19 protein-coding genes and 2 pseudogenes are annotated in these 22,624 nt (G+C 69.9%); 12 read left to right on the top strand and 9 right to left on the bottom strand.

The window, feature by feature from the left end; all coding sequences use genetic code 11:
• The 11 genes and pseudogenes from JHN45_RS43150 to JHN45_RS43200 form a co-directional block, all read left to right on the top strand.
• A pseudogene (locus JHN45_RS43150) lies at positions 1-214 on the top strand (sugar ABC transporter ATP-binding protein); the annotation flags it as partial.
• Positions 215-475: 261 nt separating this feature from the next.
• The gene (locus tag JHN45_RS43155; RefSeq protein WP_201054806.1) at positions 476-1,474 is read left to right on the top strand and encodes a Gfo/Idh/MocA family oxidoreductase; all 999 of its coding nucleotides are present in this window, start codon (positions 476-478) and stop codon (positions 1,472-1,474) included.
• Positions 1,475-1,476: 2 nt separating this feature from the next.
• Positions 1,477-2,556, top strand: a complete 1,080-nt coding sequence (locus JHN45_RS43160; RefSeq protein WP_201054807.1) for a Gfo/Idh/MocA family protein — start codon at positions 1,477-1,479, stop codon at positions 2,554-2,556.
• Positions 2,557-2,878: 322 nt separating this feature from the next.
• Positions 2,879-3,229 (top strand): annotated as a pseudogene (locus JHN45_RS43165) (helix-turn-helix domain-containing protein); the annotation flags it as partial.
• A 77-nt stretch (positions 3,230-3,306) separates the two neighbouring features.
• Positions 3,307-4,701 (top strand): C4-dicarboxylate transporter DctA, encoded by a 1,395-nt coding sequence (gene dctA / locus JHN45_RS43170; protein ID WP_201054808.1) that lies wholly within the window; start codon positions 3,307-3,309, stop codon positions 4,699-4,701.
• Positions 4,701-5,855: a glycerate kinase gene (locus tag JHN45_RS43175; protein WP_236584733.1), complete on the top strand. Its 1,155-nt coding sequence runs from the start codon at positions 4,701-4,703 to the stop codon at positions 5,853-5,855. Before dctA ends, JHN45_RS43175 begins: the two co-directional genes overlap by 1 nt.
• A 42-nt stretch (positions 5,856-5,897) precedes the next feature.
• Positions 5,898-6,797 (top strand): LysR family transcriptional regulator, encoded by a 900-nt coding sequence (locus tag JHN45_RS43180; protein ID WP_201054809.1) that lies wholly within the window; start codon positions 5,898-5,900, stop codon positions 6,795-6,797.
• 112 nt (positions 6,798-6,909) lie between these two features.
• A complete protein-coding gene (locus JHN45_RS43185) occupies positions 6,910-7,995 on the top strand; it encodes a tartrate dehydrogenase (protein ID WP_201054810.1) in 1,086 nt (361 codons plus the stop codon).
• 917 nt (positions 7,996-8,912) lie between these two features.
• Entirely contained in the window at positions 8,913-9,461 is a 549-nt protein-coding gene (locus JHN45_RS54230) for an NAD(P)-dependent oxidoreductase (protein ID WP_268982465.1), read from the top strand.
• A gap of 38 nt (positions 9,462-9,499) precedes the next feature.
• On the top strand, positions 9,500-9,667 hold the full coding sequence (locus JHN45_RS54235) for an NAD(P)-dependent oxidoreductase (protein WP_307783352.1): 168 nt from the start codon (positions 9,500-9,502) through the stop codon (positions 9,665-9,667).
• Between the two features lie 465 nt (positions 9,668-10,132).
• On the top strand, positions 10,133-11,242 hold the full coding sequence (locus tag JHN45_RS43200) for a sugar ABC transporter substrate-binding protein (RefSeq protein ID WP_201054824.1): 1,110 nt from the start codon (positions 10,133-10,135) through the stop codon (positions 11,240-11,242).
• Between the two features lie 39 nt (positions 11,243-11,281).
• Here the strand turns inward: JHN45_RS43200 and JHN45_RS43205 are convergent, their stop codons facing one another.
• From JHN45_RS43205 to JHN45_RS43245, 9 genes are all read right to left on the bottom strand, one after another.
• On the bottom strand, positions 11,282-12,385 hold the full coding sequence (locus JHN45_RS43205; RefSeq protein ID WP_201054812.1) for an acyltransferase: 1,104 nt from the start codon (positions 12,383-12,385) through the stop codon (positions 11,282-11,284).
• A gap of 429 nt (positions 12,386-12,814) precedes the next feature.
• Positions 12,815-13,465: a ScbR family autoregulator-binding transcription factor gene (locus JHN45_RS43210; RefSeq protein WP_201054813.1), complete on the bottom strand. Its 651-nt coding sequence runs from the start codon at positions 13,463-13,465 to the stop codon at positions 12,815-12,817.
• Between the two features lie 320 nt (positions 13,466-13,785).
• Positions 13,786-14,640 carry a PaaX family transcriptional regulator C-terminal domain-containing protein gene (locus tag JHN45_RS43215; RefSeq protein WP_201054814.1) on the bottom strand — a complete coding sequence of 285 codons (855 nt, stop codon included), beginning with the start codon at positions 14,638-14,640 and terminating at the stop codon, positions 13,786-13,788.
• 12 nt (positions 14,641-14,652) lie between these two features.
• Positions 14,653-15,108 carry a thioesterase family protein gene (locus tag JHN45_RS43220; protein WP_201054815.1) on the bottom strand — a complete coding sequence of 152 codons (456 nt, stop codon included), beginning with the start codon at positions 15,106-15,108 and terminating at the stop codon, positions 14,653-14,655.
• On the bottom strand, positions 15,105-17,474 hold the full coding sequence (locus tag JHN45_RS43225; RefSeq protein WP_201054816.1) for a bifunctional salicylyl-CoA 5-hydroxylase/oxidoreductase: 2,370 nt from the start codon (positions 17,472-17,474) through the stop codon (positions 15,105-15,107). The genes JHN45_RS43220 and JHN45_RS43225 overlap by 4 nt, the downstream gene beginning before the upstream one ends.
• Positions 17,471-19,129, bottom strand: a complete 1,659-nt coding sequence (locus JHN45_RS43230) for an AMP-binding protein (protein WP_201054817.1) — start codon at positions 19,127-19,129, stop codon at positions 17,471-17,473. The genes JHN45_RS43225 and JHN45_RS43230 overlap by 4 nt, the downstream gene beginning before the upstream one ends.
• Positions 19,130-19,190: 61 nt before the next feature.
• On the bottom strand, positions 19,191-20,144 hold the full coding sequence (locus JHN45_RS43235) for an acyl-CoA thioesterase II (RefSeq protein ID WP_201054818.1): 954 nt from the start codon (positions 20,142-20,144) through the stop codon (positions 19,191-19,193).
• Complete coding sequence (locus JHN45_RS43240; protein WP_201054819.1) at positions 20,141-20,626, bottom strand: cupin domain-containing protein; 486 nt, start codon at positions 20,624-20,626, stop codon at positions 20,141-20,143. The genes JHN45_RS43235 and JHN45_RS43240 overlap by 4 nt, the downstream gene beginning before the upstream one ends.
• Before the next feature lie 2 nt (positions 20,627-20,628).
• The gene (locus JHN45_RS43245) at positions 20,629-21,453 is read right to left on the bottom strand and encodes a fumarylacetoacetate hydrolase family protein (protein WP_201054820.1); all 825 of its coding nucleotides are present in this window, start codon (positions 21,451-21,453) and stop codon (positions 20,629-20,631) included.
• 142 nt (positions 21,454-21,595) lie between these two features.
• Here JHN45_RS43245 and JHN45_RS43250 point away from each other — a divergent pair, with 142 nt between their 5' ends.
• A complete protein-coding gene (locus JHN45_RS43250; protein ID WP_201054821.1) occupies positions 21,596-22,036 on the top strand; it encodes a RidA family protein in 441 nt (146 codons plus the stop codon).
• Positions 22,037-22,624: the final 588 nt, after the last annotated feature.

Raw genomic sequence — 22,624 nt, forward strand, 5'->3', positions numbered from 1 at the left:
CCACTTCAGCGTCCTGCGCCTGGGCACCATGGAACTCTCCGCCGAGCGCAGCGAGATCACCCTGGAGGAGCTGACCAACCACATGGCGGGCGGTACCGAACTCGCCGCGCTCAAGCACGAGTTGTCCCAGGTCCGCGGCGTCGACGTCGAGGAACTCCCCGACGAGAAGGCTCTCAAGACCCCGGTGGCAACCACTGGTGAAGCAGTTTCCTGACAAGGGACAACGCGTCAGTTTCCTACGTCTGTCCGGTGGGCGTCCACGGGCCGCCCGCGGGCCCGTCGAACCCAGGGTGCCTGATCCGAGGCGATGCCGACGGAGGCCGAAGTGACCGCGAAACTCTGCGAGGCCTGCACCACCTCGATCGACAGAAAGGTGTGACGACGTGCTGTCCGACAACGTGAGGGCGACCGAGGCGTACGGCTTCCTGCGGTCGGCCGCCGCAGGTACCCCGCGGGGAGCATGGGTGAGGCCGGCATGAGCACCGTACGAATAGGAGTGATCGGTGCGGGCAACATGGGCGCCGACCACGTGAACACCTTGCACCGTCATGTCTCCGGGGCCGTGGTCACCATGGTCGCCGACATCGACGAGGAGCGGGCCGCCTCTGTCGCCGGTGCCCTGCCCGACGCCCGCGCCACCGGTGATCCGTACGCCCTGATGGCCGACCCGGCGGTCGACGCCGTCGTGCTCGCCTCGCACGACAGCACCCACGCCGACCTGTCCGTCGCGGCAGTACGGGCAGGAAAGCCCGTGCTGTGCGAAAAACCCCTCGCCCCCACCCTGAGTGAATGTGTCCGTGTCGTACGTGAGGAGCGGCAGGCCGGCGAACGGCTCATCTCGCTCGGCTTCATGCGCCGCTTCGACCCCGCGTACGTGGAGCTGAAGGCGGCGCTGACCGCCGGTGTCTGCGGGGCACCCCTGCTGCTGCACTGTGTCAGCCGGGGAGTCTCCTCGGCCCCCGGAGCCACTGACGAGTCCAGCATCACCGGGTCGGCCATCCACGAATTCGACACCGTGCCCTGGCTGCTCAACTCTCCGATCAGCGAGGTCAGTTGGCACGCGCCCCGCTCCACGGCGGCGATCACCGGTCTGCGGGATCCGCAACTGATACTGCTGCGCACGGCCGACGGCGTGTTGACCACCGTCGAGGTGTTCCTCAACGCCGGATACGGCTATGACATCCGCTGCGAAGTGACTGGCGAGCACGGCACGGTGGCCCTCACCAATCCCGCCCGGCTGGTCACCGACTCGGCCCGGGCCCGCTCTCTGGGCTACCCGGCCGACTGGCGCCCCCGGTTCGCCGACGCCTATCGCCTCGAACTCCAGGCGTGGATCGACGCGGTCGCCACCGGGAGCCACCCACCGCTGGCCACGGCCCACGACGGCCTGACGGCGAGCGCGGTGGCCGAGGCCGCCATCGCATCCATGAAGAACAGAGGCCGGACCGTCGCCGTAGAGGTCCCGGAGGTCTGAGTATGTCCGCCTTCCCCACCGCTCTTCCCGCCGCGCGGACTCCGGACCCGATGGAGGCTCCCGCACTGCGCTGGGGCGTCCTGGGCACCGGCTGGATCGCCGAACGTTTCGTACGCTCCGTTCAGCGCCAAACCCGCCAGCGTTTCACTGGGGTCGCCTCCCGCGACGTCGCCCGCGCCAAGCACTTCGCCGACCGCCACGACATCCCGCACGCGTACGGCTCCTACGAGGAACTGACCGCGGCCACGGACGTGGATGTCGTCTACGTCGCCACCGGACACACCGACCACCTCGACTGCGCCCGGATCGCCCTGGAGGCCGGCAAACACACGCTGGTGGAGAAGCCGCTCGGCCTGAACGCCGCCCAGGCCGCTGAGATCACCCAACTCGCCACGGACCGCGGCCTGTTCTGCGCCGAGGCCCTGTGGACCTTCTTCCTTCCCAAGTTCGACGTCGTCCGGCAGATCCTCGACTCCGGCGTCCTCGGCGACATCCGCACCGTGCTGGCCGAGCACGGTGAACGCTTCACCGCCGACCACCGCATCCTCCGCCCCGACCTGGCCGGCGGCCCCCTCTTGGACCTCGGCACCTACCCGCTGTCCCTCGCCACCTGGATACTCGGTGCCCCGGCCGACGTGCTGGCCACCGCGCAGCCGCACCCCGCGGGCGTCAACGGCCAGACCTCCGCTCTCCTCAGCGACGCCGACGGCAACCAGGGAATCATCCACACCACCCTCCTCAGCGACACCCCCACCACGGCCACGATCGCCGGCACTCGCGCCACCCTGAGCCTGCCCGGTCCCTTCTACCAGCCCGGTGACATCGTGCTGACTCTGGCGGGAAACGGCAGGCAACTGACGTACACCGAGCCACGCGTCGCGCACCACGCTCTGCACTTCGAGGCCGCGGAGGCAGCCCGGTGCGTCAGCTCCGGCCGGGTCCAGTCCCCGCTGCGCACGCTGGACGACTCGGTCATCACGCTCCAAGTGATGGACGAGATCCGCCGGCAGTGCGGCATCGTCTTCCCCGAGGAGACGGAACAGCATCCTGGCACCGCCCGATGGGACGTGCCAGGCCGGTGAGACTCGGGGCCGTAGGCGCGAGCAGGTGAGCACTTTCACCCGCCGGAACCTCGACCCGCCAACCTCCTCCGACCCACGGTTTCTACCGGAGCGGATCAGGCTGACGCACGGCGGTAGCCGTTGCTTTCAAGGGAAGAAGCCCGATGGGCGGCCCCACGGTAGGCCTCAACTTGAGGGCCGGACCTGCGCTGCGGAATGTCCAGGACGTCCTCAGAGCGGACCTCTTCACGAGCGTCTTTCCAGTCCACTCCATCGCCGTCGACGGCGATGATGCCGTGTCAGCTGGCGCCGACGTGTTCCCGCGCCGTGCACTGACAGGTCTCCGGCACGGCACATCGCGGAACGACGCCTGGTCATGGCGCAGCGGCAACTCATCGGGCCCGGTGCGCGGGAGACCAGGATCGCCGATGTCGCGTACCGGTGGGGGTTCTCCGGCCAGGCCCACTTCGCCCGCCTCTTCCGCGCCAGATTCGGGCTCTGTCTCCGCGAGGCCCGCGGGAGGCGACGCGGTAGCGCACGTGCGTGGATCGCGGAGACAGAGCCCGGGCGGCCGGCCCCGCTCGAGCGGTCGAGGGCCGGCTGCCCGGTTCGCCGGTGCGTGGCCCTCAGGCCTGTGCGGCTACTGATAGGTCCGGCCTATACGGGGCATCGATTTTTGGTCGTGGACCCCTGATGTGTGGCCCGGTTCACTGTGGCGCAGAGCTGGCGCGGACCGATCGGGCTCGGTGTCGCGCGATCAGGGAGGCTGCAATGACGCATACCCCAAGCCACGGACGAGTCGAACAGGCCGCGCGTATCGCGGCGAAGCCGTGGTACCGGCAGTTGTACGTCCAGGTGCTGGTGGCGATCGTGATCGGCATCGTGCTGGGTTGGCGCTGGCCGGATCTGGCCACCGACATGGAGCCGATCGGCACGACGTTCATCACCGCGATGAAGATGCTGATCGGCCCGATCGTCTTCCTGACGATCATCGGCGGCATCGCCGGCGTCGCGGACCTGAAGAAGGTCGGCCGCACCGGGATCAAAGCGCTGGCCTACTTCCAGATCGGCACGATCGTCGCCCTTCTGACGGGCCTGGTGGCGATCAACGTCTTCCGGCTCGGCGACGGCGTGCACGCCGATCCGTCGACATTGAAGACGTCGGGCGACGCGAGCCAGTACATCTCGCAGGGCGAGCACCAGCACTGGTGGGAGTTCCTCACCAACATCGTGCCGAACAGCTTCTTCGGCCCGTTCGTCGAGGGCAACATTCTCCAGGTCATCTTCCTGGCCGTCGTCTTCGGCATCGCCGTCAAGATGGTCGGCACCACGGGCGAGCCGATCATCGCGGCCGTGGGTCGGCTGACCGACGTCGTCTTCAAGGTGCTGTCCTTCGTCATGAAGGCAGCGCCGCTGGGTGCTTTCGGCGCGATGTCGTACGCCATCGGAAAGTTCGGCCTGTCCACGCTGACCAGCCTCGGATCGCTGATCGTCCTCTTCTACGTCACCTCCGCCCTGTTCGTCGTGGTCGTACTCGGCGCGGTGCTCGCCCTGTACGTGCGGCTGAACATCTTCCAGCTCTTCCGCTACTTCAAGGAGGAGTTCTGGCTGATCCTCGGCACCTCGACCGCTGAGCCCGCGTTGCCCGGACTGATGCGCAAGCTCCAGTTCATGGGCGCGGAGCGGTCCACGGTCGGCCTGGTCGTGCCGACCGGCTACAGCTTCAACCTCGACGGCGCGGCGATCTACCTCTCGCTGGCCACCCTGTACATCGCCCAGGCCACCGACACATCCCTCTCCCTGGGGCAGCAACTCGGTCTGCTGGCCGTCATGTTGCTGACGTCCAAGGGCGCCGCGGGCGTCGCGGGCGGCGGGTTCATCGCCCTCACCGCGACGCTTTCGACGGTCGGCTCCGTCCCGGCCGCGGGCATCATGCTCATCTTCGGCATCGACAAGTTCATGTCGGAGTGCCGGGCCTTGGTGAACTTCTTCGGCAACGCCGTAGCCACCCTGTTCGTCGCCAAGTGGGAGGACGGCCTGGACCTGGAACGGGCTCGGGCAGTGCTGGCCGGCAAAGCGGGCGAGGCGCCGCCGGCACCCCAGGCGGGAAACGCCCCTCCGGTTGCGTCGTTCCCTGCCCCGCAGGCGGCCGAGGTCACGTCCTGATGGTGGCGTCCGTACTGATCGCCCCGGACAAGTTCAAGGGTTCCCTCAGTGCCGACGAAGTCGCCCGCGCGCTGGAACGCGGGCTGCTGGCAGCCGTCCCCCGGGTCCGGGTCGACCGGCTCGCGCTGGCGGACGGCGGTGAGGGAAGTGTGGCCGCCGCCTGCGCGGGCCGGTTCAGCCCCGAGAAGATCACGGTGACCGGGCCGACCGGCCGGCCGGTCACGGCCGAGGTCGCGGTGCACGGCCGTACCGTCCTCATCGAGGCGGCTGCCATCTGCGGACTCGGCGTTCTGCCGACCGGGCGCAAGGCGCCGCTCACCGCCACCAGTTGGGGTATCGGCCAGGCCGTCCGGTACGCGCTGGCGGGCGGTGCGGACACCATCGTCCTCGCCCTGGGCGGAGTCGCCACCACCGACGGCGGAGCGGGCCTGCTGCAATCCCTCGGGGCGACGCTGGCTCGGGAGGACGGCACGCCGATCGGTCCGGGCGGCGGAGGACTCGCCGATCTCCACACGGTCGACCTGACGGAAGCCCGCGCCGCGCTGGCCGGGGTCGACCTCGTCCTCGCCACCGACGTGGACAACCCGCTGCTCGGGCCGAGGGGCGCGGCCGCCGTCTACGGCCCACAGAAAGGCGCGAGGCCGAGTGAGGTGCGGGAACTGGAGGACGCGCTCGCCGGTTTCGTACGGCGACTGGAGGCAGCGGGCGCCGCAGAGGCCACACGTCTTGCCGACGCTCCCGGTGCCGGGGCGGCCGGAGGCCTCGGGCATGCCGGGATGCTGCTGGACGGGAGAGTGCGATCAGGAGCCGACTACTTCCTCACCCTGCTCGGCGCCGACGAACTGCTGGCCGCGAGCGACTTCGTCGTCACCGGCGAAGGCAGCCTCGACGAGCAGTCCCTGTCGGGCAAGCTACCGGTCGCGCTCGCCCGGCGGGCCCACCGGCAGGGCACAGTGGTGCATGCGGTAGCCGGCCGCTGCACCCTGCCGGCCGACAGAACCGCCGCCTACTTCCGCTCCGTCCAGGCACTGACGGACCTGACAGACGAGGACTGCGCGAACGACAGCGCCCTGTCGGCGCGACTGCTCACCCAGTGCGGGCGGACCCTCGCCGACCGCTGGATAGGGCGTCGAGGAACGGGAGCCGGCAGTTAGGCTCGCTCCGCCTGTCGTACCAGCACAGAGCGGGGAGACATCGTGGACGCCCGGCAACTGGAGTACTTCCTTGCCATCGTCGAGCACGGCGGTTTCAGCAGGGCCGCAGCCGCCCTGCACGTGGCCCAGCCGTCGCTGTCCCAGGCGATGTCGAACCTGGAGGCCGACCTCGGGGTGGCCCTCTTCCACCGGGTGGGACGGGGTGTCGTCCTGAGTGAGGCCGGAGCGGAACTGCTGGAGCCGAGCCGGCGCGTGCTGCGGGACCTGGCCGCCGTACGAGACACCGCGGCCGGACTCGCCGGGCTGCATGGTGGCACCGTCGAGATCGCCACCATGCCCTCGCCCGGCATCGAACCACTCACCACCCTCATCCACCGATTCACCGAGCTGCACCCGTCGGTGACCGTGGGCACCCAGGCCGCCTTCACCCCCGACGAGGTCGTCTCCCTCGTCCGGAGCGGCGCCTGCGAACTGGGCCTGCTGGGCAGCGCCGCGCCCGTGCACCCGTCAGGGCTGGACGTCCTGCACGTCGAGGACCAGCCGTTCGTCGTCGTGGCCGCCCCCGGCGGGACGATCGAGGACGACGTCACGATCCGGCCCGAGGATCTCGCCGGCCACAAGCTCATCGCCTCCCGTACCGGCAGCCTGATGCGCAGCATCGCGGACGACATCACCGCGGGCAGCGCCGACGCCCAGATCGTGACGATCGTCGACCACCGCACCTCGATCCTGCCGTTGGTCCTCACCGGGGTGGGAGTCACGGTCCTGCCCTCCTCCTGGACCCGGCTGGCCCGTCGTTGCGGTGCCGTGGTCGCACCCATCGAGCCCACCGCCCATCTCCACGTGGCGATGGTGAGCCTGCCCGCCCACCTCACGCCGGCCGCACAGGCGTTCCTCGCCCTCACCAAATCCCTTGCCCAGCGACGGGCACGAGCCACCTGACGTACGACCGATCGGTTGCGCCTATACGTCGTATCGAAAGCAGGTCTTGGACGCGTTGTGACGTCGGTGTGTTGACTCGAACCGACCACACGACAGCGAGCCGGAGGCACCCATGACAGCCGCACCCCGCACATTCCGCATCGCCGCCATTCCCGCCGACGGGGTGGGCAAGGAGGTCGTCGCCGCCGGCCGAGCCGTCCTGGACGCGCTGGCCGCCGACTCCGACGGGGCCTTCGCCTTCGAGTGGCGGGAATTCCCCTGGGGCTGCGACTTCTACGAGCGCACCGGCACGATGATGGACGACGACGGCCTCGACCAGCTCAAGGACTTCGACGCCATCTACTTTGGCGCCGTCGGCTGGCCGAACGTCCCCGACCACATCAGCCTCTGGGGCCTGCGCCTGAAGATCTGCCAGAACTTCGACCAGTGGGCCAACGTCCGTCCCGTGCACTTCCTCCCCGGCGTCCAGAGCCCCCTGCGCAAGGCCGACGACACGGAGCTCGACTGGGTCGTCGTCCGGGAGAACAGCGAGGGCGAGTACGCGGGCCTCGGCGGCCGCAACCTCTCCGCCCGCGGACCTGGTGGTGAAGTCGCTGTCCAGTCCGCCCTGTTCACCGAGGTGGGCTGCGAGCGGATCATGAGGTTCGCCTTCGACCTGGCCCGCACCAGGGCGCACAAGAAGGTCTCCTCCGTGACCAAGAGCAACGCCCAGCAGTACGGCATGGTCCTGTGGGACGACGTCTTCAAGCGCGTCGCCGCCGACTACCCGGATGTCGAGACCGAGAGCGTGCTCGTGGACGCGATGTCCGCCAAGTTCGTCCTGCGTCCCGAGGACCTCTCGGTCGTCGTCGCCTCCAACCTCAACGCGGACATCCTCTCCGACCTCGGCAGCGCCCTGGCCGGCAGCCTGGGCCTGGCGGCCAGCGCCAACCTCAACCCCGAGCGCCGCTTCCCCAGCATGTTCGAACCGGTCCACGGCTCCGCCCCGGACATTGCGGGCCAGGGCCTGGCCAACCCGATCGGCGCGGTCGGCAGCGCCGCGCTGATGCTGGAGCACTTCGGCCTGCCCGATCAGGCGGCCCGCCTGAACAAGGCGATCGAAGCCACGACCGCCGCGGGCGTTCTCACCCGGGATGTCGGCGGTACGGCCACGACGGAGGACGTCACCAAGGCACTGATCGACGCGCTCGACGCCTGACGACCGGGCTGCTGCCGCGGGCTTCTTCGAGCCTCGGCGAGAGCACCCGGAGGGCTCGCGTGTGGCCGGCGGACGGCATCTCCAGAGCCGCCACCGCGCCCGTGGAAGAAAAAGCCCCGCAGCGTCATTTGCAAGAGGCCAAGGCAACGGGACAGCGCTCACGACCTCGTGGACGGTTGGCCGTGGCCTCGTGCCCGGGCGGCTCGTTGAGTTGTGCCTGATGGGGGCTGGGGCGCGCGAGTTGATCGTGGCGGAGTGCCGGATCACCGGGCTTTCGCCGGTTGTGATCGCTGAACTGATCGCCGACCCCGTCCAGTACGTCGTCGGACCGATCCGCGAGGCCAGCTCGCTGCTCTCCACCGTGGACACCGAGCGGCCCGTCCTGCCCATGGGTTCCGGCACGCACTTCGCCGTCATCGAGGACGGCGAAGTGCGTGCNGTCTCCGCAATGGTCCGCTTCGCCGACGGCCCGCACACCACCGGCGGGGTCGGCACCCTGGAGGCGCCCCGCGTCATCGTCGGCCCGCAGTGCGGACTCACCATCGAGGTCTACGGCACCGACGGCTCCGCGTCCTGGAACTTCGAGCAGCTCAACGAACTGAGGCTCTGCCCCGGCCGCGGCGGCCCCGACGTCGGCTACACCACGGTTCTCGCCAACGCCTCCATGGGCGACTACGCGCGCTTCCAGCCCGGACCGGCCAACAGCATGGGCTTCGACGACCTCAAGGTGGTCGATGCCGAGAAGTTCCTCACCGCGCGGGCCGGCGGCGAACAGCGCAACGCGACCATCCGCGACGCCCACCAGGACGCCGAGGTGCTCGCCGCCGTCGCCGCCTCGGCCGAGGACGGACGCTGGCACCCCGTCAGCACCCTCCCCGACGCCGCCTAAGGACGCGCACCGCACACCGAGGCGACCCATGCCTGATCCCACCGTCGTCGCCCTCGGCAGCGTCGACCCCGCGCTGGTGCGGGGGCCACCGTGGGGACAGGCCGCCTTCGTGCCCCACCCGGGGCCGGACGACCTGGCCGCGGCCGTCGGCGCGATCGTCCGTGCCGACGCCGTGGTCGACCGGGACGCCCTGGACCGGATGCCCAACTGCCGTGTCCTTGCCCGCACCGGCGTCGGCGTCGGCGTCGACCTGGTGGACGTGGCCGAGGCGACCGCGCGCGGCATGGCGGTGGTCGTCACCCCGGGCAGCGGCTCCCAGGCCGTCGCCGACGGCGTCCTCGGCATGGCACTGCACCTGGTCAAACGCTTCGGACCACTGAACCGCCCGGTCCGGGAGGGCCAGTGGGCACGGCGCGCGGAGATCCCGGTCGGCGACCTGTCCGGCGCGCGCATCGGGATCATCGGCTACGACCGCGTCGGGCGCCGGGTCGGCGTACTCGCCGAGGCCTCCGGGATGCGGGTGCTGGCCCACGACCGTTCGCCACGCCCCCGGACGCTGTCGACTGCCCCGATCTGACCGAACTCGTCGCGCACAGCGACGTCATCACCCTGCACGTGCCGCCCTCGGACACCGCCCGCCACCTGGTGGACCACCGGTTCCTCGCGGCGGTAAAACCGGGGGCGGTGCTGGTGAACTGCGGTCGCGGCGGACTGGTGGGCCTCGACGCCGTACGGGACGCGCTCCTCGCCGGCCGGCTCTCCGGCGTCGGCCCGGACCTCTAGGACCCCGAACCGCCCGCCCACCACCCGCTCTTCGACCACCCCGGCGTACTGCTCACCCCGCACCTGATGGGCATGAGCATCCGCGCTGGGGCCGCGACCTACACCGACGCGGCCCGAGGCGGCGCCGACGCCCGAGCCGCGGCCCGAGCGGGCGCGTCGGTGTTCGTCACCGGCCGCCGGACCGAGCCCGGCGAGGTACTGGCCGCCGAACTCACCGCCCTGGGAGCCCAAGCCGCCTTCGTCAGGGCCGAACCGACCCGGGACGGCGTCATCGCCGCCGCCGCTCTCTCAGCGAGCACCGCCCGGCCCGCGTGGCGGAAGTGCACCGGTCACGGTCGGAGGTCGTGGAGGAATCAGCTCCTCAAGGACACGACCAGGTGCGCCGCGCGAGAGTCACCCCGCTACCCGCTCTCTTTTACCCGGAAGGCTCCTGACGTGAGCGCTCCTGTCCTGTGTCACACCCCCGTGCGTCGCCTCGCCGCAGTCCTGACCGCCTCGGCGTCGGCCCTCGCGCTCACCGCGTGCGGTGTCGTCGACGGCATCGGCGGAAGCGCCAGCTCCGCATCCCCGAAGAAGGGCGACGACATCACGGTGGGGCTGCTCCTGCCCGACAAGGACACGGCACGCTTCGAGGACTTCGACCACCCCGTCATCAAGAAGGAAATCGCCGCCCTCACCCACGGCAAGGGCAAGGTCGTCTACGCCAACGCCGAGGCGAGCCAGGACAAGCAGAGCCGCCAGTTCCAGGAGATGGTGGACCGGCAGGTCGACGTCATCCTGGTCGATGCGCTGGACGCCAAGGCCATCGCCCCGGACGTCCAGAAGGCGAAGGACGCGGGCATCCCCGTCATCGCCTACGACCGTCTCGCCCAGGGCCCGATCGCCGCGTACGTCTCGCACGACAACGAACTCGTCGGCGAGGTACAGGGCCGCGCCATTCTGGAGGCGCTCGGCAGCAAGGCGGCAACCAGCAGGATCGTCATGATGAACGGCGACCCCGAGGACACGAACTACGCGAGGTTCAAGGAAGGTGCCCTCGGCGAACTCAAGGACAGGGTCCGGATAGCCAAGGAGTACGACACGGCCAAGTGGTCGCCCGCGGTCGCCGAGGCGAACATGAAGAACGCCATCAAGACCCTCGGCCTCGACAACATCGCCGCCGTCTACGCGGCCAACGACGGCCTGGCGGGCGCCGTCATCCAGGCGCTCAAGGACGCGGGGGCCACCAGGATCCCGCCGGTGACCGGCCAGGACGCGAACCTGGACGCGGTGCAGCGGATCGTCTCCGGCGTGCAGTACATGACCGCGTACAAGCCGTTCCTGGAGGAGGCCACCCGCGCCGCGGAGATGGCGGTGTACAAGGTCCAGGGCCGCGACATCCAGTTCGACGCGCTGACCCGGGACACGGTCGACAGCCCCACCGAGAAGAAGATCCCCGCGATGCTGGTGCCGGTCGTCTCCCTCACCAAGGACAACATCAAGGACACCGTGATCACGGACGGCGTCTACTCCGTCAAGGACATCTGCACCCCGAAGTACGCGACGGCCTGCGCCGCGATCGGCCTGCGCGGCTGAACCACGGCGACGGTGCCGCGCGGTGTCGCGCGGCACCGGTCACATCGCCGGTGAGTGTCCCGGGACGGCGACCGGCTCCAGCCGCCGTACACGGAACCGTTCGCGGCGCGTCAGGGGTCGTTCGACGAGGGCGTACGAGGCGAGAGCCGCGGCGAGTGTCGCCGCGAGGCCGGCCGGGAGCAACAGGTCGCCCCGCACACCGAGATCGTGGAGCAACCGGATGACGGGGTAGTGCCACAAGTACATCCCGTAGCTCAGGTTGCGCCCGATCCACACCGCGGCGGACAGCGACAGCAGACGGGAGGGCCACGCCTCGGGGCACAGGTCCAACGCGGCCACCACACAGGCCGTCAGCAGGGCGGCGGCCAGGAATCCCACCGTGTACCAGACCGGATTCCATCCGCTGACCTCGGTGATCGGGATCTGCCAGGCGATCAGCGCCAGCAGCACGAGCGCAGGGCAGCACAGTCGCCTGGCCCAGCGGCGCAACAGCGCCAGCCGGGGATCGTCGGCGCGCAGCCGGGCCAGCACGAGGGCCAGCAGGGCGCCGACGAGGAGCTGGTCGGCGCGGGTGTCGGGGCCGTTGTAGATGCGGTGTGCCGCCGAGGGATCCCAGAGCACGGTCCGCCAGAGCACCGGCAGCACGCACAGCACCGCGACCCACCCCAGCACCGCACGCGCCCTCGCGTGCCGGAGCAGCGCCAGCAGGAGGAGGGGCCAGGCCAGATAGAACTGTTCCTCCACTCCCAGGGACCAGGTGTGGCTGAGCGGCGCGGTGAGATCCGAGTACGTCCCGGTGTTCCCGGCCCGGACCAGGTTGACGACCGAACCGGCGGCCAACACCGCCGCCATCCACGCCCCTTGGAACAGCGGCAGCGCGAACGTCACGGACAGGACGGCGGTCACCGCGCACATCACCAGCAGGGCCGGCATCAGCCGCAGCCAGCGCCGGCGGTAGAACGACCACAGTCCGATACGGCCGGTGCGGGCGTACTCGGTGACCAGCAGCCGGGTGATGACGAATCCGCTGATCGTGAAGAACACGTCCACGCCCACCGAGCCACCGGGCACCAGGTCCGGTTCCACGTGGTAGACGATCACCAGCACGACGGCGACCGTCCGCAGTCCGTCCAGCCCGGTCACCCGCCCACCACCGCGCAGCGCGGACGCAAAGCCCTGTCCTACGTCTCTCGCGTCTCTCGCGTCAGAGTGCTGTCCGGTGGCCTCGTCTACCGCGCTTCGATGGAGGGTGTTCATAACGGCGGCGTCTGCCCAGCCGGACGGGGATCACACAAATTCTCATGTTTCTCAGGGAGCGGCGGCACGATCCGGCAAGGGCTCCGCGCAAGTCCTCATCGGAGCCTGTCGGTCTCCCAGGGAGCCTGGGCCGCCGTGCCCGGCCGGGGGATCGGCAAGGAGGACGTCGTCGTCAGCGCTTCCACATCCGGTCGAGGTCGGGAGAGTGGAACGAATCGTCGGTCCGCTGGTGAACCTCACCCTGCGGCGGACCTGCTCGCACGGACCTCCCGCTCGCCGCCCTCTGGCCCACTCACCGGTAGGGGCCGCCAAGCATCAGGCCGTGCCGGTCCGGGTCTCGGCGTGGACGGCGAGGGCGCGCAGCGGAGTGAGGTCGAGGGAGGTGAGGACGGAGGAGTGCACGATGGAGGGGAGGGTGTGACGGAGGAGGGCGGAGGTGGCCTGAGGGAGGTTCTGGTAGGCGGTCGTCGCCTGTGACATCGCCTGTATGCCGGCGAAGGCGCCGACGAGGACCTCGGCCGTCTCCAACGGGTCGACGTGGGGGAGGAGTTCGCCCTGGTTCCGGGCCTTGTCGAGCAGGTCGGTGACGAGGGTGGTCCAGTGGTGGAACGGGCCGGTGCGGTCGACGCCGTCGGCCCGTTGGTCGAGAGCGAGCCGGGCGCCGGCCCGCACCATGGGGTCGGTCTGCAGGTGATAGGCGTGGAGCATCGCCGTGTCGACGAGCTCCTGGGTCTTGCAGGGGCGGTCGGGGACGGCGAGGTTGTCGTTCTGCCCGGCGAGGACGCCTTCGGCGAGCTGTTCCTTCGACTTGAAGTGGAAGTACAGGGCGCCCTTGGTGACGTTGGCGGTGGTGAGGATCTCGCTGATCGTGGCCGCCTGGTAGCCGCGCTCCTCGAAGACGCTGGCCGCGGCGACAAGGATGGTGCGGCGGGTACGGATCGCCCGGTCCTGTTTGGGTCCTGCCATGGGCCGGAGCCTTTCGTTGCGGATGAGCTGCGCAGTCCAACTCGGTAAAAATACCGTCCAGTTCGTATAGTCTACGGCGCTCCGCAACGCGCAGAGGAGCCCGTGGCAGGCCGCTTGAGGGCTGGAACCCCGTCAACAGGCGTGTGTCGATTGGTTTTCCGAACCGGTCATGCCGTTTGTCGAACCCTGTTCGGCCGGTCGGTTGCCCCTGCGGATGAGCTGCTCCGTCCGTCGGGCCGATCAATCCGCCCTCGGTCGCCACCCGCCCTGCCGTCGGTGACCATCCACGGCGCGACGATGCTGCCCTGCCCGTCGGCGGATCACGAACTCTCGGTCAGCAGGCTTCCGGCGAACTCGTGGGCCGGTTCCGCCAAGGTGTTCCGGAGGGTGCCGAAGAGATCCGCGGCCGTCGCGCCCGACCAGGTGGCGGGGAGAAGGGTGTCGGGCAGGCCTGGGTCGAGGTAGGGCAGCCGGCGCCAGGCCGTGAGGACATGGACGTAGTCGATGAACGCCTCCCGGTCCGACAGCGCGCCCCTGCCGGCCCCGGCCCAGCGCGCGGCCAGCGGTGTGAACTCGGCGACGAAATCGTCGTAGAGCTTCTGCAGTGCCTCCAGGTCCCACCAGCGGCCCACCTGTTCGGCGGGGTCACCGAAGGCCACGTAGTCGGCGCGGAACAGGTCGACGTACTGGTCCAGGCCGTGTTGGAGGAGGTGGTCGCGGGTGTCGTCGAGGGCGTGGGCCGGGGCGATCCAGACTCCGGAGGAGACCGTGCCGAAGCCCAACCAGGCCAGCCGGGAACGGAGTTGGTGACGGTGCTGCCGTTCGCTCTCCGGGACGGAGAAGACGGCTATGACCCAGCCGTCGTCGGTGGCCGCGTGGCGCTCGAAGATTCGGCGGTCACCGGTCTCCAGGACGGAGCGGGCGTACGGCGAGAGCGCGTAGCCCGCGCGGCCGTCGCGTCGCTCGGCCACCAGGATCTCGCGGCGCTTGAGCCGGAAGATCGAGGAACGGACCGCCTGGGCGTCGACGTCCAGTTCGGCGAGGAGTCGGATCAGCGCGCTCACGCTGACCCAGCCGCCGACCTCGCGCGCGTAGAGGCCGTACACCGTCACGATCAGGGATCGCGGCGGTGCGGGCTGGCCCGGGCTGTCGTCAACGAGATCGCTTGCCGTCATGATCGGATTATTTTAGTGCGTCGTACGGGCGTCCGGTCCGGGCAGGTCGGCCGCCGTGCCCGTCCTGCTCAGCGCCGCGCGCCAGGCGGCAGGCCAGGGCGCGCTGCCACCCGCCTCCTTGTCGGGGACGTGCACGGTGACATAGCTGCCCCGGGCCGCGCGACGGCGCGGCCCGTCCCCGGAGGCGCCGCGCCACACCTCGAATCCGAAGGTCATCGAGGACCGGCCCAGACGGATCAGCTCGACCCGCGTCTCGACCTCCTCGCCGAAGCGGATCGACGCCTCGAACTCCACCTCGTAGCGCACCCTCGGGGCCACCGGGAAGTACCCCGGGATGTCGTACGCGCGCATCAGCTCGGCCTCCGCCGCCTCGGCGAACCGGACGACGGTGGTGTTGTGGTAGATCCCGGCCGCGTCGGTGTCGATCCACTCCACGCGGGTGCGGTGCATGGCGTACGGGCCGCTCATTCCGCCGCCCTGCCCGGGGTCCACCGCAGGTGCACGGCGTCCCGGGGGGTCTCGCGCAGCAGCGCGAGGCGCGGTCGGACCGCGTCGGTCCGTGAGGTGGGCGGCTTGCGGCGGCCGGCCGCGAACTGCGCCGGCCAGTCCGCGCCCGGGCCGCGGTACTCCTGCTCGGCGGCTGCCTGCAGCGTCCACTGCGGGTTGTACAGGTGAGTACGGCCCAGCGCGCACAGGTCGGCGCGCCCGGCGAGCAGGATCGAGTTGACGTCGTCGTACGACGAGATCGCTCCTACGGCGATCACGGCCGCGCCCGCCGGAGCGGCCACCTCGTGCCGGATGCGGTCGGCGAACGGGGTCTGGTACGAGCGGCCGTACGCCGGCTTCTCGTCCTTGGTGACCTGGCCGGACGACACGTCGACGGCCGCCGCGCCGTGCGCGACGAACGCCCGCGCGATCTCGACCGCGTCGTGCTCCGTGTTCCCGTCCGGGACCCAGTCGGTGGCGGAGATGCGTACCGTCACCGGGCGGTCGGCGGGGAAGGCGGAGCGGACGGCGTCGAAGACCTCCAGCGGGAAGCGCAGCCGGTTCGTCAGGTCGCCGCCGTACCCGTCGGTGCGGCGGTTGGCGACGGGGGAGAGGAAGGAGGACAGGAGGTAGCCGTGGGCGGCGTGCACCTCCAGCAGGTCGAAGCCCGCGTCGGCGCCCCGGCGGGCGGCGGACACGAACTCGGCGACCACGGCGTCCATGTCGGCCCGGGTCATCTCACGCGGCTGGTGGCAGCCCGTGCCGTAGGGCAGCGCTGACGGGCCCACGACCTCCCAGTTGCCCTCGGGCAAGGGCTCGTCAATGCCCTCCCACATGAGGCGAGTTGAGCCCTTGCGGCCCGAATGCCCCAACTGGAGGCCGATCTTCGCCGTGCTGCGGTCGTGGACGAAGGACGTGACCCGCGTCCACGCCTCGCGCTGTGTGTCGTTCCACAGGCCCGTGCAGCCGGGGGTGATACGGCCCTCGGGGGAGACGCACACCATCTCGGTCATCACCAGGCCCGCGCCGCCGAGCGCCTTGGACCCGAGGTGGACGACATGGAAGTCGTCCGGCACTCCGTCGACGGCGGAGTACATGTCCATCGGTGAGACCACGATGCGGTTCTTCAGTTCCAGGCCGCCGATGCTGAACGGCTGGAACATCGCCGGCGCGGACTCGGCCAGGCCCTGGGCGTCCGCGAAGCCGCGCTCGATCAGGTCGGCGAAGCCCGGGTCACGGTCCTTGAGGTTGTCGAAGGTGATCCGGCGGGAGCGCGTCAGCAGGTTGAAGCAGAACTGCGCGGGATCCTGGTCGGCGTAGCGGCCGATGTTCTCGAACCATTCCAGCGAGGCCTGCGCGGCGCGCTGGGTGGACTCCACCACCGGGCGGCGCTCGGTCTCGTACGCCGTCAACGCCTCGTCCACGGTGGGGTGTTCGTGCAGACACGCGGCGAGAGCGAGGGCGTCCTCCATGGCCAGCTTGGTGCCGGAGCCGATCGAGAAGTGCGCGGTGTGGGCGGCGTCGCCGAGCAGGACCACGTTGTGGTGGTGCCAGCGCTCGTTGCGGACCGTCGTGAAGTTGAGCCAACGGGAGTTGTTCGTAAGGAGGTTGTGGCCGGCGAGCTCGTCGGCGAAGATCTCGCGGATCCGGGCCACCGACTCCTCGTCGCTGATACCGGGCGGGAACTGGATGCCCTCCGTCGAGTCGAGGCCCGCCTTGCGCCACACGTCCTCGGCCATCTCGACGATGAAGGTCGAGCCGCCGTCGGAGAAGGGGTAACCGTGGATCTGCATGGTCCCGAACTCGGTCTGCCTGACCAGGAATTGGAATGCCTCGAAGACCCGGTCGGTGCCCAGCCACATGTACTTGTTCGTCCGCTGGTCGAGCGAGGGGACGAAGGCGTCGGCGTACTTGGTGCGCACCGCCGAGTTGATGCCGTCCGCCGCGACCACGAGGTCGTAGGACAGGCGCAGTTCGTCGACGTCCGGGGCGAGCGTGCGGTAGTGCACGGTGACGCCGAGTTCGGCTGCCCGCTCCTGGAGGATGTGCAGCAGATCCTTGCGGGCCATCGCCGCGAAGCCCTGGCCGCCGACCGTGAAGGGGTGGCCGTCGAACTCGATGTCGATGTCGGTCCAGCGGGCGAACCGGCTCTCCATCGCGTCGTGGACGACGGTGTCCGCGTTCTCGATGCCGCCGAGGGTCTCGTCGGAGAAGACCACGCCGAAGCCGAAGGTGTCGTCGGGCGCGTTGCGCTCCCAGACGGTGATCTCATGACCGGCGTCGAGCTGCTTCATCAGCGCGGCCAGGTACAGACCGCCCGGCCCGCCGCCCACGATCGCGATCCTCATGCCTGGTTCTCCTTCTCGACGATCTGACGCAGCAGGAAGTGCTGGAGCTTTCCACTGGTGTTGCGGGGCAGGGACTCGCAAAAGCGCACCGCGCGCGGGTACTTGTAGGGCGCCAGCTGCGCCTTGACGTGGTTCTGGATGTCCTTGACCTTGGCGTCGTCGCCGACGACCCCCTCGGCCAGGACGACGAACGCGCAGACGACCGAGCCGCGTTCGGGGTCGGGCTTGGCGACCACCGCCGACTCGACGACGTCCGGGTGGGTGTTGATCGCGGACTCGACCTCGGGACCGCCGATGTTGTAGCCGGAGGAGACGATCATGTTGTCCGTGCGGGTGCGGTAGTAGAAGTAGCCGTCCTCGTCGCGGACGAAGGTGTCGCCCGTGACGTTCCAGCCGTTGACGACGTAGTTCTCCTGGCGCCGGTCGTCGAGATAGCGGCAGCCGACCGGGCCGATCACGGCCAGCCGCCCCTCGACACCCGGGCCGACCTCCTCGCCGTCCAGGTCGAGGACGGTGGCGCGATATCCGGGGACAGGCCTGCCAGTTGACCCGGGTCGGATGTCGTCACCGGCGGCCGAGATGAAGATGTGGATCATCTCCGTGGCGCCGATACCGTCGATGACCTTGATCCCGGTCTCCTCGTGCAGCTGCTGCCACACCTCTTCCGGTATGTGCTCCCCGGCGCTGACCGCGGCCCGCAGTCCGTGCAGCCGGTCCGCCTTCCCGGCCTTGAGGATCTGCCGGTACGCCGTCGGCGCCGTCGCCAGCACGGTGACCCCCGCCTCGGCGACCAGCTCGGCCAGCGGTTCCGGCGCGACGGCCTCCGTCAGCAGCGTGCAGGCACCGGCCCGCAGGGCGCAGACGACGAGGATGCCGAGCCCGAAGGTGAAGGCGAGGGGCGCCGTGCACGACACGAGGTCGTCGGGCCGTAGCCGCAGTGTGTGGCGGCCGAAGGTGTTGTCGATCGACAGGATGTCGCGGTGGAAGTGGGTGGTGATCTTCGGTACACCGGTGCTGCCGGACGTGGGTCCGAAGAGGGCGACGTCGTCGGCGGCCGTGTCGACGGCGGTGAACTCCCCTGGTTTCTCCACCACTTGGCGCGTCAGGTCGTCGGGCGCGTCGCCGCCGTACGCCACGATCCTGAGGTCCGGCAGGACCGTGTCGCGTACGGCCTCGACGTCCGCCGTGAACCGGTGGTCGACGAGGGCGACGGACGGGCGGGTCTTCTCGACGACCGGGGTGAGTTCGCGGGCCCGCAGCGCGGCCATGGTGGTGACGACGATGCCGCCCGCCTTGAGGGCGCCGAGCCAACACGCCACGATCCAGGGGTTGTTGGGGGCGCGCAGGAGTACCCGGTTGCCGGGGACCAGGCCGAGATCCTCCGTGAGGACATGGGCGATCTGGTTGGCGCGGCGCAGGAGTTCGCCGTAGGTCCACACCTCGCCGTCCGGTGTGCGCAGGGCCGGACGGTCGGGGCCGAAGGCGGCGGTGGGTACGTCGATGAGATCGGTGCCGGCGTTGAGGCGCTCGGGGTACCGGAGGTCGTCGGTGGTGAACTCCAGGACCGGCCACTGGGCGCGCGGCGGGAGGTGGTCGCGGGCGAAGGTGTCCGGATAGGCGGAGGGCGAGAGAGCAAGGGGGTCCAACTGGTCCATCGGGAGGTTCCTTTCCGCAGGCCGGGGGCGGGCCGTGCAGGGATCAGGAGCTGCGTGGGAGTCAAGAGCTGCGGATCAGGCCTTCCTGGGCGACGGTGGCCAGGTGGGTGCCGGAGGCGGTGAAGAACCGGCCGACGGCGAGGCCGCGACCGGAGTCGGCGGCGACGGCCTCCTGGGCGTAGAGGAGCCATTCGTCCAGGGGGCCCGGCCGGTGGAACCACATCGAGTGGTCGAGGCTGGCGGTGACGACTCCCGGCTGCGCCCAGGACAGGTCGAGCATCCGCAGGACGGGTTCGAGGATCGTGTAGTCGCAGACGTAGGCGAGCGCGGCGAGGTCGCGCTGCTCGTCGGTCAGGCCGACGACGGAGCGCAGCGCGTCGAACGGCCTGACCCATACGGCCTGTTGGGGTACGCGTTCGCCCTCGACCGTGAGGTAGACGGGGCCGGGTACGTGCCGCATGTCGAAGCTGCGGCCACCGCTCCAGTACTCCTCGGAGGTGGCCGTCATCGTGCCCCGGGGCGCGGTGGTGTCGCGCAAGTACGTTGCGGAACTGGGGAGTTCGGTGGGATCCGGGATGTTCGCCGGGGGCTCGGCGGCGAAGGTGGCGCCCGGCTCGCCCGCGGCGAAGTTGGCGAGGCAGGTGTAGACGGGCTTGCCGTTCTGGAAGCCGCGGACCTGCCGGGTGGCGTAGCCGCGGCCGTCGCGCAGCAGCTCCACCTCGTAGCGGACGTCCGCGCCGATGTCGACCGGGCGTAGGAAGTAGGAGTGCATCGAGTGCAGCGTCTTGCCCTCGACCGAACGCATCGCGGCGGCGGCGGCCTGCGCCACCATGTCGCCGCCGTACGCCTTCGGCCAGGGGCACGGCTGGGTGGTCGCGGTGAAGGCGAGGTCGAAGTGCTCGGGATCGACGGGGGTCAGGGCGAGCGCGGCGGTGAAGACCGCCGAGGTCGGGACGGACCGGACGTCGGTGCGGGTGCTCCGGGAGTCGGCGCCGGTGCTCTGGAAGTCGTTCACGGCCGGTCCAGCCAGTCGCGCAGGTCGGCGTCGGCCACCTGTGCCAGGTTGACCACGATGTTCTCAGGGGTGCGGGTCGTCATCCAGGTCAGCGGGTTGTTGCGGTCGAGATTGCACTCGACGTGCGGCATGAACGGCGGGACGAAGACCCAGTCGCCCTCCGAGAGGTCGAGGTAGTCCTCGAAGCGTTCGCCGAAATAGATCCGGGCCCGGCCGGAGAGGACGTACCCGCCGGTCTCGGCCTCGCCGTGGTGGTGCGGCACCGAGCGATAGCCGGACTCGTTGCTCACCTTCCCGAACCACAGCTTGGTGGCCGGCGTGTGCTGGACGGAGACACCGGAGATCCGGCTCGCGCCCGAGGACTGGCCGGTGTCACCGACCTCCAGGCCCGCGCGGGTCACGACCGGTACGACCAGGCCGGACTCGTTGGCGTACAAGGAGTTGTCGCCCTCTAGGACGTACTTGGAGAAATCGGGTTCCATGATCAGCTCCTGGAGTCGGTGAGACGGAGACGGTTGCGCAGGGTGCCGATGCCCGGGATCTCGGTCTCGACGAGATCGCCGTCGGCGAGGTGGACCGGTGGGGTCATGCCCGACCCCACGCCACCGGGGGTGCCGGTGAGCACGAGGTCGCCGGGACGCAGCACCGTGAAGGTGGAGACGTAGGCGAGCAGATCGGCCGCGTCGAACACCAGCGTGCGCGTGTTGCCGCGCTGCCGCTCGACGCCGTTCACCCGGCAGATCACCTCGACGCCCGCGACCGGGTCCAGCTCGTCGGGGGTGACGACCACCGGGCCCAGCGGGGTGGTGCGGTCCCACGCCTTGCCCTGGAACCACTGCAGCGTGCGCTTCTGCCAGTCCCGCACGCTGATGTCGTTCGCGACCGTGTACCCGGCGATCGCCCGTCCGGCCGTGTCCCGGTCGGCGTCTCTCAGCTCGGCCCCGACCACCACCGCGAGCTCCGCCTCCCAGTCGACGTCGAGACCGTGCGGGAGGAGCAGGTCGTCCTCCGGGCCGGTCAGCGTGTCGGCGAACTTGGCAAAGAGCGTGGGGTGTTCGGGCAGCTCGCGGCCCATCTCGGTGATGTGGTCCGCGTAGTTGAGGCCGCAGCAGACGACCTTGCGCGGGGACGGCAGGGGCAACACCGGGGCGGCGCCGGGCAGTTCGTCCCCGGCGAGGTCCGCGACGCGGTGGGCGGCTGTCGTGCTCAGCAGCGCCGAGAGGTCGTCGGCCGGCAGCGCCCGCCAGCGGTCGCCGTCCAGGACGGCGGCCGTGGTGCGGCCTTCGTGGGCCACGGTGGCGAGCTTCATGGGCGGTGCTCCCTCGGTGCTCGGGGCGGCGGTCGGTGTGACCGGGCCGCGTCGGCTGTATAGCGAGATTTTCACGACCGTCGAAAACAGTCAATAGATGGGTTAGGCTGCCTGCATCAGCCCGTCCGAGGAGGAACCCGCAATGACGACTCCGATCCCGGTGAACCCGCCCTCGCTCCCCGCGCCGAGCGGCTACTCGCACGGCACCCTGAGCGGCAACACGCTCCACCTGGGCGGACAGACGGCCCTGGACGCGGACATGCGGATCGTCCCCGGAGGCATCGTCGAGCAGTTCCGGCAGGCGTTCGGCAACGTGCTCACGACGCTGCGGGCCGCCGGTGGCATCCCCGAGGACTTGGTCAGCCTGACGATCTACCTCACCGACATCCCCGACTACCAGGCCCACGGCAAGGAGATCGGCAAGGCCTGGCGCGAGCTCGCGGGCCCGGTCTACCCGGCGATGGCCGGCATCGGCACCACCGCGCTCTGGCAGCCGGAGGCGATGATCGAGATCCTCGGCGTCGCGGTCATCCCGGACGAGCGGCTCATCCGGCCGGCGGAGGGGAAAGTCGCCACGGAGTGACGGATCGCCGCAGGGGAGGTTCGGTCAGGCCGCGCATTTCTCGGCTCCCCATTGGTTGGGGTTCCGGTTCCGGCCGGTGCGCGGCCATTCTGACATCTCTGCCGAGAAATGCGGTTCGCAAAACCTGTAATCCGGTCTGGCCGCAGAAGTAGGAGCCCCTCTTCACCCGATCCACCACTGTGACCTGGCCTCAAGGGAAGTTGTGTGACGGTGTGCAGACTTTCTTCCCATATGGGGGTTTCGCGGGATTCCTTTTCGGGGTGACGTCTCTGCGAAGCTCCGGAAAATATCGAGTGTTGACATGTCCTGAGCCTGTCATCGATGATTACGACTGCATCACGGAGCTCCGGAGGGAAATCCGAGTGTGCAGGAAAACGATGTGACCAGGTAATTGGCCGGCGATTTCAGGTATTGAATTATCGAATCGTCTTCCGGTGAGTGTTCCGCGACGACAGCGCCCCGCGCGTCCCGGCCGTCGGCCCCGCGCCCGCCACATCCCCTCCCCCCTCACGGCACCCCGCTCGATGGCGAGCGCGCCCTCTCCGGCCCGTCGGCAGCCCGGTGATCCCGGTTTGTCGCGCCCCGATG

The organism is Streptomyces sp. MBT53 (genome assembly GCF_016654115.1).
Taxonomy (GTDB): Bacteria; Actinomycetota; Actinomycetes; order Streptomycetales; family Streptomycetaceae; genus Streptomyces.